8 protein-coding genes are annotated in these 11,499 nt (G+C 72.7%); 3 read left to right on the top strand and 5 right to left on the bottom strand.

Translation table 11 applies throughout. From position 1 onward, the window contains the following. Nucleotides 1–79 precede the first annotated feature (79 nt). Nucleotides 80–703 (top strand): TetR/AcrR family transcriptional regulator, encoded by a 624-nt coding sequence (locus OM076_RS18410; protein ID WP_270041502.1) that lies wholly within the window; start codon nt 80–82, stop codon nt 701–703. Here OM076_RS18410 and OM076_RS18405 read toward each other — a convergent pair. The 3 genes from OM076_RS18405 to OM076_RS18395 form a co-directional block, all read right to left on the bottom strand. Next, nucleotides 678–2,180 carry a TIGR03118 family protein gene (locus OM076_RS18405; protein ID WP_270041501.1) on the bottom strand — a complete coding sequence of 501 codons (1,503 nt, stop codon included), beginning with the start codon at nt 2,178–2,180 and terminating at the stop codon, nt 678–680. The two genes, OM076_RS18410 and OM076_RS18405, sit on opposite strands and share 26 nt — an antisense overlap. Before the next feature lie 68 nt (nt 2,181–2,248). Then, entirely contained in the window at nt 2,249–2,692 is a 444-nt protein-coding gene (locus tag OM076_RS18400) for a nucleoside deaminase (protein WP_270041500.1), read from the bottom strand. Between the two features lie 16 nt (nt 2,693–2,708). Next, nucleotides 2,709–4,196, bottom strand: coding sequence for a Kelch repeat-containing protein (locus OM076_RS18395; RefSeq protein ID WP_270041499.1), 1,488 nt, complete (start codon nt 4,194–4,196; stop codon nt 2,709–2,711). Nucleotides 4,197–4,267: 71 nt separating this feature from the next. Between OM076_RS18395 and OM076_RS18390 the strand changes: the two genes are divergently transcribed. Further along, complete coding sequence (locus OM076_RS18390) at nt 4,268–5,035, top strand: MBL fold metallo-hydrolase (RefSeq protein WP_270041498.1); 768 nt, start codon at nt 4,268–4,270, stop codon at nt 5,033–5,035. 35 nt (nt 5,036–5,070) lie between these two features. Then, entirely contained in the window at nt 5,071–6,291 is a 1,221-nt protein-coding gene (locus OM076_RS18385; RefSeq protein ID WP_270041497.1) for a DUF7405 family protein, read from the top strand. Here the strand turns inward: OM076_RS18385 and OM076_RS46165 are convergent. Beyond that, on the bottom strand, nt 6,288–9,044 hold the full coding sequence (locus OM076_RS46165; protein WP_270041496.1) for an SBBP repeat-containing protein: 2,757 nt from the start codon (nt 9,042–9,044) through the stop codon (nt 6,288–6,290). The two genes, OM076_RS18385 and OM076_RS46165, sit on opposite strands and share 4 nt — an antisense overlap. Beyond that, the gene (locus OM076_RS18375) at nt 9,041–11,443 is read right to left on the bottom strand and encodes a DUF11 domain-containing protein (protein WP_270041495.1); all 2,403 of its coding nucleotides are present in this window, start codon (nt 11,441–11,443) and stop codon (nt 9,041–9,043) included. The genes OM076_RS46165 and OM076_RS18375 overlap by 4 nt, the downstream gene beginning before the upstream one ends. Between the last annotated feature and the right edge of the window lie 56 nt (nt 11,444–11,499).

Raw genomic sequence — 11,499 nt, 5'->3', positions numbered from 1 at the left:
CTCCGGTATCGCGCGTGAGGACGTAAGTCTAGGCCAAACATTCGTTCACGAACGCAAGTTTGTGGCAACCTGGTCACAGATGACGTCCGTGCCGAGACGCAGCCAGGCCGAGCGCAGCGCCGCCACGCGCGAGGCGCTGCTCGACGCCGCGATCGAGTGCCTGATCGACGAGGGGTACGCGTCGGTGACGACGAGCGCCGTCGCGGTCCGCGCGGGCGTGTCCCGCGGCGCACACCTGCATCACTTCCAGACGCGCAACGCGCTCGTCGCCGCGGCCGTCGAAGCGCTCGCCCAGCGCTGGCTCGGGGAGTTGCGCGAGGCCACGGCGGGGCTGCCGGAGGGTCCGGACCGCACGCTCGCCGGCCTCGACCTGCTGTGGGCGCACTACGCCAGCCCGCTCTATCAGGGCGCGCTGGACCTGTGGACCGACGCGCGCTCGGACGACGAGCTACGCGCGATCCTGCTCGAGGTGGAACGGTTCCTGGACCGCGAGACGCTCGAGGTCGCGCACGTGCTGTTCCCGGAGGTCGCGGGCACCGACGAGTTCGAGGAGCTCATCCAGTTCGCGGTCGCGACCGTGCGCGGGCTCGCCACGCTCGATCTGCTTCACCCGGGCGGCGAGCGCAACCGGCAGCAGTGGGCGCACTGCCGGTTGCGGGTCGCCGCGCAGTTCTCCTCTACGGCGTCGTCGTCGACAGCGTGAAGGTGAACGTCTTGCTGTACGAGCCGGTGCGCAGCGCTTCGTTGACACCGATCGACTGCTTGAAGTTGACCGTCACCGCGTCGTTGCTCGTCGGCCCGGCGTAGGTCAGCAGGGACGTCGGGGCGGCGCTGCCACCCACGGGTCCGCCGGCCGCGGCCGTCCCGACCGCGCTGGTCGCGGTCGCCGACACCGGCTGCGCGAGCGTGAACGTGCCGTTGACGAGCTTGCCCGTGTTGGTCGTGCTCGGGTCAGAGACCGACAGCGCCGCGTCACCCGCGCTGGAGATCACGGTGGCGGTCGTGGAGGCCGTGTAGTCCTTCGCGACGCCGGGGGTGAACGCGCCGAAGCTGGCCGGCGTGCCGAGCGTGAGCGAGAGCGTCGCCGGCACCGTTCCACCCGCCTGACCCGGGTTCGGGATGATGCGTCCGAAGAGGCCCTGGGTCTCGCCGAACGGACCGGCCGTGAAGTACAGGTGGTTGCGCTGGCCGTTGTTGGCGGCGCCGGAGCCGAACTGGATCGCCCACAGGCCGCTGATCGAGATCGGCGTGCCGTCGAGGTTCTTCAGGCCGCCGTCGGGGGTCCACGTGCCGTCCGCGTTCTCCTTGAAGGCGTTGATCCGGCCGTCGCCGAAGTTGCCGATCAGCAGGTCGCCGCCGTAGGCGCCGAAGTTCGGGTCGGCCATGGCGACGCCCCACGGCGCGTTGAGCACGCCGGTGGACGCCACGCGGGCGAGGAGCTTGCCGTTGAAGTCGTAGGCGTTGACGTAGCCCTTGCCTGCCCCGGGGAGCTCGTCCGTCGCCGAGGCCTTCTCGGCGTAGGTGACGAAGATGCGGCTGCCGACCGTCTGGATGCCGTACGGCGCGTACGTGGCGGGCAGCGACGGGTCCTTGAACGCGTCGGCGGGAAGCGTGACGGCCGCCCACTGGGAGTCGACGACGTCGACGTTGCCGTTCCTGAAGTCCGTCGAGTACAGCCGCGGGCCGGTCGGCGTCACCGCGAGCGCGAGGCCGGTGTAGAACGCGTTGTGCGCCGGGGCGGTGGCAGAGGGCACGTGGACCTCGGACGCCGCACCCGCGCGCCAGCCGGAGACCGCGCCGGACATCGTGTTGAAGATGAAGTTCGACTGACCGCCGGTGATCGGGAACGCACCCGCGGTGCCGTTCCAGACGATGCCGGTCGGCTTACCCACGACCTGCACCACGGTGTTGTTGACCGCGCCCGTCGCCGGGATGATCGTCGACGTGTCGGTGGCGTTGTTGGCCGGCCACCAGGGCGACGTCGGGCTGCTCACGAGCCCCCAGGGGTTCTTGACGTTCGTGTCGATGCGATCCGCCGGGACCGCGGCCGAGCTCGACACGAGGTTGCGGACGACGTACTGATCACTCGGCGCGGCTTGCGCGGCCGAGCCCGCACCGGCGAACCCCACGCTCGCGAGCGCTGCGGTGATGATGACCTTTCGGGCGACACGTGCTTGCACAGCGGTACGGCCTCCTACCTCGACGCTGGACCGGGACATTGGGCATTACGCACCGCGGACGAGTTCGTTCACTCGCCGATGTCTTCATCCCAGATCTCAGGGTGCTCCGCAATGAACGCTTGTAGGAGGTCAAAGCATTCGGAGGGGTCGAGGTCGACCACGGTCACCCCGGCCTCGCGCAGCCAGTCCGCGCCGCCCGCGAACGTGCGCGACTCCCCGATCACGACGGTCCCGATGCCGAACTGGCGTACGAGCCCGCTGCAGTACCAGCACGGGGAGAGCGTCGTCACCATGATCGTGTCGCGGTAGGACCGGCGCCGTCCGGCGTTGCGGAACGCGTCGGTCTCGCCGTGCACCGACGGGTCGTCGTCCTGGACGCGCCGGTTGTGCCCGCGCCCGAGCAGCGTCCCGTCGCCGGCGAAGAGCGCGGCCCCGATCGGGATCCCGCCCTCCGCTCGCCCCGCCCGCGCTTCCTCGAGCGCGACTTCCAGCAACTGCGCGTAGTCGCTCATCCGCGCAGGGTCGCAGCTACCGGTGGCGCTTGAGCGTGGCCTTCACCGAGCTGCGCGCACCCGTCAGCTCGAGCGTGACCTTCGTGCCCTTGCGCGAGACCTTGCGCAGCGAGCCCTTGGAGAGCTTGAGCTTGAACGTCTGAGCTTTGCCCTTGACGAGCTTCAGCGGCGTCTTCGCGAGGACGGTCTTGCCGGCCTTGAGCACGAGCGTGTCCTGGCACGCTCCGACCGCGCTGCAGCTGACCTTGACCGACAACGTGCCCGCGCGGGTGAGCGTGAGCGACTTCGGGAGCCTCGCGAGCTTCGAAACCCCGGCGCGCGGGGCCGGCGGATCCGGTGTGGCAGTCGGAGTCGCGGTCGCGGTGGGCGCGATCGTGGCGACCGGCGTGGGGGTCGCGATCGGTGTCGGGGCCGGGTGAAGGCGCTCGACGACCTCGTCGCCTCCGTAGCCGCCCGCCACGAGCAGCGAGCCATCGAGCAGCACCTCGGCGATGTGACTGGAGCGGGCACGGAGCAGCGGACCCGCCGGCGTCCACGTCCCGGTGGCGGGGTCGTAGATCTCCGTCGCGGACTGGGCCGCGAACACGGTGTTGTCATACCCGCCGACGATCACCGCGCGTCCGTCCGGGAGCATCGAGAGCGTCGCTCCTGCGTGGCCGACGTTGAGCGAGCCGGTCGGCGTCCACTTCCCGGTCGCCGGGTCGAAGAGCTCCGCGGTCCGGCTCATGAACGGGGTCAGGCCGTTGCGTCCGGACCCGCCCGCGACCAGCACGCGGCCGTCCGGCAGCACCACGGACTGGAGGCTCATGCGCGCTTCGCTGAGCGGGGGCGCCGCCGACCAGGTGTTGGTGACGGGGTCGAAGAGCTCGGCGCTGTCGAGCTCATCGCCGTTCCATCCGCCGGCGATCAGCACGCGGCCGTCGTGCAGGCGCGCGATCGCCGCGTCGTAGCGGGTCTGCTTGACCGGCCCGGTGGACGTCCAGACGTTGGTCTTCGGGTCCCACGTCTCGGCGCCCGTGTTCACGTCGTAGAGCGCGTCGCCGCCGACCGCGAGCACGCGACCGTCGGCGAGCAGGATCGCGTTGTGGTAGCCGCGGGCCTCGTTCATGGTTCCCGCCGAGGACCAGTGGCCCGTCTTGGGGTCGAATACCTCGGCCGCCTTGGTGGGGTCATAGACGGTCTTGCGGCCGCCGGGGACGAGCACGCGCCCGTCCGGGAGCACGATGCCGGGCGCCTGCGAGTGCGGTCCGGCCATGCTCTCGACCTTGGACCAGCGGTCCTTCGCCGGGTCATAGCGCTCGGCGGAGGAGAACACGATGGTGCCGTAGTCGGCGCCGCCGGCGATCAGGACGCTCCCATCCGCGAGGCGCGCGCCGGCCGCACCCCCGCGGCTCGACTGCATCAGCGACCCCGCGGACGACCAGATCCAGTTACTCGCCTGGGCGGGGCCCGGGACGAGCGCGAGCATCAGCAATGACGTTGAGAGCACGAGGCGACCGTTCACGGCGCGGCATTCAATCAGTGAGCGTGGCCTCAGCAAACGGGACGTTCGTCCAGCGCGGTAGGTTCCGCGGCGTGAAGCTCACCCACATCGGCGGACCGACAGCACTGATCGAGCTCGGCGGCTGGACGATCCTGACGGACCCGACGTTCGACGCCGCCGGCGGTCACTACAACTTCGGCTGGGGCACGGCGTCGGACAAGGTCGCCGGGCCGGCGATCGCGGCGGGCGACCTCCCGCCGCTCGACGCGATCCTGCTCAGCCACGACCACCACGAGGACAACCTCGACGCGGCAGGGCGGGAGCTGCTGCCAGGAGCGGGCGTGGTGGTCACGACGGCGTCGGGCGCCAAGCGGCTCGGCGGTGAGACACGCGGGCTGATCGCGTGGGAGGGAACGCGGCTCGAGGCGCCGGGCAGGCCGACGGTGGAGATCATCGCCACGCCCTGCCGGCACGGCCCGCCGCTGAGCCACCCGATCGTCGGCGACGTGATCGGCTTCACGCTGATCTGCGAGGGCTTCGTGGTCTGGATCTCGGGTGACACCGTGCTCTACGACGGCGTGCGCGCGGTCGCGGGGCGGTGGGAGATCGACGTCGCGCTGATCCACCTCGGCGGCGTGCAGTTCCCGGTCACCGGGCCGGCTCGGTACACGATGACCGGCAAGGACGCCATCGAGCTCGTGGGGCTCGTGAAGCCGGCGGTCGCGGTGCCGATCCACTACGAGGGCTGGTCGCACTTCAAGGACGGGCGCGGTGGCATCGAGACGGCATTGAGCCAGGCGCCGGCCGAGGTCACGCAGCGGTTCCGCTGGGTGCCGATCGGGGAGCCGGTCGAGTTCTGAGCGAGCTCGCGACGCGCCGCGCGTTCCTACTGGGCGTGGCGGCGCCGACGCTGGCGGCGCTGACCGGCGCGGCGCGGCCGCCCGCCCGTGTGGCGGAGCGACGCCGCGCGCTGCCGGACATCCAGTTCGACGTCGGTGACTTCATCGGTCCGGCGGCGACGGTCGACGGCGTCGTCGTGCGCTTCCCGCCCGTCTACTCGAGCTTCGTGACGGTGGCGTTGACACGGCGGCCGACGGCGCGCGATCGGGAGCGGTTCGCTGCTGCTCTGGCGGGGCTGGAGCGGCGGTTCCCGTTCGCTCCGCGAGGCGTGCTGACGCTGATCGGCTACGGGCGGCCGTACTTCGACCGGTTGCCGAACGCACTCGTCCGTTCCTCCGTGCCGCGGCTGCGCGGCGACGGCGCGCGGTCCGCGTTCGAGGAAGCGATCCCGGGGCCCACGGACCCTGGCGACGTCACGATCGAGCGCAACGACATGGTCCTGGTGCTGCGCAGCGATTCCGAGGCGCAGCTGGCGGCCGCCCAGCGGGCGCTCGTGCTGCCGGGCTTGATGCGGGTGACGTCGCGACGGCTGCAGTTCGTTCAGCCGGGTCTGCCGCGCAAGGTCGCGGACGCGCACGGGTTGCCGTTCGCGGGCGCGATCGACCCACGCTCGCCGCTGTGGATGGGGTTCGCCGACCAGCAGGTCGGCGGGAGCGGGCCGCCCGCGATCGTCACGTTCGCCGGCAACGCGTCCGCGCGGGAGACCACCGCGCGGCGCGGCGACTACTTCGACCACGGGTCGGTCCTGCATCTCTCGCACCTGATCGAGGATCTCGAGCGCTTCTACGCGCAACCGCCCGCCGAGCGCGTCGCGGCCGTCTTCCGCTCCAACCCCGCGCCCGCGCCCCGCGTGTACGTCGAAAACACGTTCACGGATGCGGGCGACGCGGAGCGCGAGGTCGCCGCTTCGGGTCGTGTGGGGCATCTCGCGGCGGTGCAGCGCACGTCGCGGGCGGGCGACGGGACGCCGCTGCACATCCGCCTCGACGGTGCCGGGTTCGATGCGCTCGACGTGGTCGACGGGGTGCCGCGGCCGAAGCTGCACTTCGCGATGCTCGTCCCGAGCGCCGACCGCTTCGCGCGGCTGCGGCGCCGCCAGGGGGAGTTGCCGGTCGAGCGCAACGGGATCGAGCCGTTCGTGCGCGCGACGCGGCGGCAGAACTTCCTCGTCCCGCCGCGCCGTCACCGCGTGTTCCCGCTCTCGGAGCTGCGCTAGCCCGTGATCGTGATGTCGCCGTTCGTGTTGGCGGCGCGGTGGATCCGGCCGTCCGGGCCGCCCGCGATGACCGCTTCCGCGTCGACGTGGGGTTTGCCGTCGGCGAGCGCGATCCCGACGCCGCCGGCCCCTTCAAGCGTCTGCCAGCGCGCTAGCCGGCGTCCCCGCGCAGCGATCTGCGCGAGGAACGTCGCGCCGCTCGAGAGTCCCGTGACGTACGCGGTCCCGGCGGGGGTGACCGCGATGGCGCGGCCGACGTCGTCGCCCGCGCCGCCGAGGTAGGTCGAGTAGAGGACGCGGCGGGCGTCGACGGCGAGCGCGAACGCGTCCCCGCCGCCGTTGAGCCGCTTCTGGAACGCGTTGGCGTGCGGGAAGCGGGTGGCGTTGGTGACGCCGGTGACGTAGGCGGTTCCGTTGCGGTCCAGCGCGACGGCGAACGCCGCGTTGCCGTGGTTGCCACGGTCGCCGCCGCCGAAGACGGTCGAATAGACGAGCGTGCGTCCGCGCGCGTCGAACTGGGCGACGAACGCGCCGCCGGCGACGTGCGGTTGCAGGTCGCCGACGTTCGGGAAGCCAGGGGAGACCGTGCGGCCGACGACGACCGCCCGGTTGTGCGCATCGACCGCGACGGCGTTGCCGTCGTCGTAGTGCGTGTCACCGAGGAACGTCGCGTAGTCGAGCTTGCCGGCCGGATCGAGGCGCGCGACGAACGCGTCGAACGGTCCGCCGCCGTAGCTGCGCTGGAACGCGTTCCGCGTGGTCGGGAAGTCGGTCGAGTTCGTCGCTCCGGCGATGTACGCGCGCCCTTGGCGGTCGACCGCGATCCCGCGTCCCGACGTGTAGCGGGTGCCGCCGAGGATGACCGAGTAGACGAGCTTGCCGGTCCGATCGAGCTTGGCGGCGAACGCCGAGATCGGCACGCCGCGATTCCCCGGCCCGCGCGTGGTGGGGAAGTCCTTCGAGGCGGTCTCCCCGGTGACGTACGTGTTCCCTTGCCGGTCGACGGCGATCGCGCGCACCGCGTCGTTCCCGGTCCCGCCGAGGAGGTGGGTGAAGGGCGGGGCCGCCGCCGCGGCGGCGAGGTGCGCGGCGGCGAGATGCGCGGCGGCGGGCGCGGTGGCGCGGTGCGCTGCGAGGTCGCTGCCGCGCTCGACGGCGAACCTTCGCCTCGCCGCGATCGGCGGCTTGACGCGCCGGGTGAAGGTCGCCTCCGCGGTCACGGTGACGCGGTCCGCGCGGCGCAGCACGCGCCTGCCCGCCGCGGTCAGGCGGAGCCGGATCGTTCCCGTGCGCGCGTCGGTGAAGCCGTGCCGGCCGGAGGCGATCGTCTCGCCGCGCGCCCGCCAGCGGACCTCGGCCCGTCCCGCCGTGAGGCTCTTCAGCGGCAGTGTGATCCCGCCGGTGGCGACCAATGTGTCGATGTGACCGGGTTTGCCGCGCGGAGCCAGCCGGAGGGCCAGTTCTCGCTTGATCTCGGCCGTCGTCGGACGCCCCTGGATCCACCCGGTCGGGGCGGAGACGACGGTCGTCGCGCCCGCGGTCTCGCGCACGCGCACGCGTGACCCGACGTCCGCTCGCGTGAGCCGATAGCGCGGGCCGGTGCCGGCCGGCGCGCAGACCGTGTCGCAGCGCAGCCAGTCGTAGCTCAGCGTGGGGGAACCGGACCAGCGGCCCGGGACCGCCGCGAGCAGCGTGCCCGCACGCGCGGCGCCGGTGATCGACGGGGGTGCCAGGTTGGCCGGGGCCACGCTCGCGGGCGGCGGCGGCGACCCCACCTCGGGCTCGCTCGCGCACAGCGCCCACGCGTCGGTCTGGGTCAGGCTGCCGGAGTCGACGCCGCCGGTGTGCGTCGCGGCCGTCCACGCGGTCGCCGCCCCGGCGCCCACCGGTGTCCCGGTCGGCGTGCTCGGATAGCTGCCGGTCAGATGGTCGCCCTGCGAGCCGGGCAGCGCGAAACCGTCGCTGATCGACGCGCCGCCGCCGAGCAGCACGGTCCCCGCCGGGCACGACGCGGTCGCTTGCGCGGCGGTGCTGGCGGTGGCAGGACCCGGCACCTGGACGTGCGCGACGAACACCGCCGGCGCGCCGGCCGCGCAGACCGCGTACGCGTGCGTCGCGTTGTCCTGGTTGCCTCCGCCGCCGTTGAGCCCGACCGCCGTCCACGAGTTCGGCGCGGGACCGTCGAGCACGGGCGCGCCGCCGGCGTCGCTGGGATAGCTCGCGCGCGGCTTGAGGCTGCCGACGGTCCCCGGCGTCGCTCGCGCCCCGCCGGAGAGCAGCCCGGTCCCGGGCGGGCAGGTCGCGGTCGCGCGCGTCTCCTGGAACGTACCCGCCGGCCCGCTCGCATCCGCCACGACGACGGTGGTCGCAAGCGGCGGCGCGTCGAGGCAGACCGCGTACGCCACGGTCAGCCCGTCACTCGGCACCGCCCCGCCGCCACCACCCGCCGCGAGCCAGCGCCCGCCGTCGAGCGGAACCGATCCGTCGATATGCAAGCCGTTGGCGAGGCTCGCCTGCGCGCCCTGATCGAGCCGCGCACCGCCGCCGCTGACCGTTCGCCCACCGCAGTCGGCGGTCACCGTCACCTCGCTGAACGCCGCGCTCGGCCCGGGCACGCCGGCGCTGACGACGGTCGTGCCCGCGTGGGCGGGAGCCGCGAGAACGAGCGCGACGACGAGCCCACCGAACGCTCGCGACCATCGAGGGTCGAGTTCCTCGCGTATAGCGCGAATACGTCGACTCTCGCGGGTCACGAGCGCTTGATCGTCACCGTCAGCTTGCGCGTGAACGGCTTGCCGCCCGTCGGGGTGAACGTCAACGTCACCGACACCTTCACCCGCTTGTGGCGGAGCAACGCGCGCTTCGCCTTCGCCGTCGGCTTGAGCGTCAGCGTCAACGTCCCCTTGGCGCGCGAGGTGACCTTGACCGAGCCGAAGGTCGCGCCGTTGGCCCGCGCCGAGGCGGCGAACTTACCCGCCCCGGGAGCATCGAGCTTCAGCGTCAACACGCCGGTCCGGCTGGCCTTCGAGCTGCGCACGGTGAAGCGGTTGGAAACCGCTGTCGGCGCCGGCGAGTCGCCCACCGGCGGCGGGGGCGGACTGCTCCCGAAGAGCGTGAACGTCGCGCCGCCGCAGTCGGTCGGGCCGACGGGCACGTTGCGAGCGTCACCGCCGTAGCTGACGGCCCAGTAATAGGTCCCCGGGCCGGGCGCCGCGAACGGGGTCGCCGAGTAGCTGCCGTTCCCCGCGACGCCCACGGAAGAGCTCGCGAGCGGGGACGCGCAGGCGGCGTCGGCGAAGACCGTGAACGTCAGCGTCCCGCCGAGCGCCGACCCGTTGCTCAGCGTCGCCGTCGCGCCGGTGGACGTGGCGGCGAGCAGGATCTCCGGCACCGCCTTGACGACGATCGTCGCGTCGCCGCACCCGGTCGCCGCCGGCTCGTTCGCCCCGTCACCGCCGTAGGAAGCGGTCCAGCGATACACGCCCGCGGCCACGGGGAGGAACTGCGCGGAGGCGTAGTCGCCGCCGCCGGCGACCGTCGCCACCGAGGACGCGACCGCGGCAGAGCAGGTCGAGTCGTCCGGGCCATACAGGCGGAACGTCACACTGCCCGACAGCACGGCGCTCGACGCGATCGTCGCGCGGGCGCCGATCACGACGTTCACCCGCCCGGCACCGACCGCCGTCGCGTTCAGGCTGGGCTTCACCCGCGGCGCCGCCAGCACCTCGACCGTCGAGGAGGCGAAGTTGTCCGCGGCAGTGGGATCCATGGTGTCCGACGCGACCGTCGCTTCGTTGACCGCGTCGCCGACCGTCGTGGGCGTGGCCACGATCTTCACCGAAGCCGAGCCGCCGGCCGCCAGCGCGCCGAGCGCGCACGTGACCTGTCCGGCGGCGAAGGTGCACGCCGCGGGATCCGCGGAGACGAACGTGGCACCGGCCGGGAGGGTGTCCGTGAGCTTGACGCCGGTGGCATCGGCACCGTTGTTGGTCGCCTTCAACGTGTAGGTGATCGACTGTCCGACGACCGCGGGGGAGGGCACGGCGTCGATCGTCAGCGCGAGGTCGGCGACGGGCGCCGGCGCCTCGGCGCACAAGGCGAAACCGCGCAGGTTCATGTGCTTGCCGGCCGTCAGGTTCTGGCCGCCCGCCTGCACCAGAGACGTCCAGGTCGTGAGGTTCGTCGCGCCGTCGGCGGCCTCGGTCGTGCCCGCGGCGTCGGCCGTGGGATAGCTCCCGCGCATGTGGTAGCCCTGCTGCGGCTGCAGGCCGTCGGTCGCTCCGACGGTCTCGTCGACCTTGTAGCCGCCGCCGATCAGCCGCGTCGACGCCGGGCAGCTGACCGGGTTGGTGATCGGCGTGGTGCCGACCTGCGCATCCGGGCCGGCCTTGTCGACGCGCACCACCCGCACGGCGGGAGCGGTGGCATCGGTCGAGCACAGCGCGAACGCGGTGACCTCGTCGGTCGCCGATGTCAGACCTGCCGAGCCGTAGGCGCTCCACGACGTCGCCGCCGTCGAACCGTCCGCCGCCGCAAGCCCGGCCGCATCGGACGGATAGCTCGCCATCGGCTTGAGGTTGCCGTTGTTCCCGGCCGTCGTCCCGTCGTTGATCTGGTCCGCGGTGCGGGTGGCCGCGCCGCCGCCGATCAGCCGCGAGCCCGCGGGACAGGTCGCGGTCGTGAGCGTCGGCGGGTTGACCTCCTGCGTCGCGTTGACGCCCGTCGTCGACTTCGTGGCGACGACGGTGTGCGCCGGCCCTCCGCCCGACGCGCAGAGGGCGAACGTCGCGGCCTGATCACCCGCCTCGCTCACGCCGGTGAAGTTGGCGATCGCGGTCCAGTGGCTGATGTCCACCGCGCCGTCGGCGGCCGCGGCGTCGACGGGGGTCGCGCCGGTCGACGGCAGCGTCCCGCCGAGCACGAGGCCGTTGGTCGGCAGTGTCGCCGGATCGGTCGCGTTGCGCAGGTACCCGCCGCCGCCCACCAGCCGCGAGCCGGCCGCGCAGCCCGCGGTGACGGTGACCCCGCGGTGCGCGCCGAAGTTCGGCAGGGCGAGCGTCGTCGCGTCGACGGTCACCGTCGGCAGTTGTGCCTGCGCCGGTGCCACGAACAGCAGCACGAGCGCGACCGCTCCCACGATTGACTTCAGCACCGCCAGCCCCCTCCGAAGTAGTCGAACCGTGACTACTGTACGCCTCGCGTAGCCTG

Source organism: Solirubrobacter ginsenosidimutans (assembly GCF_027587205.1).
This window is presented reverse-complemented; position numbering and strand designations above follow the sequence as displayed.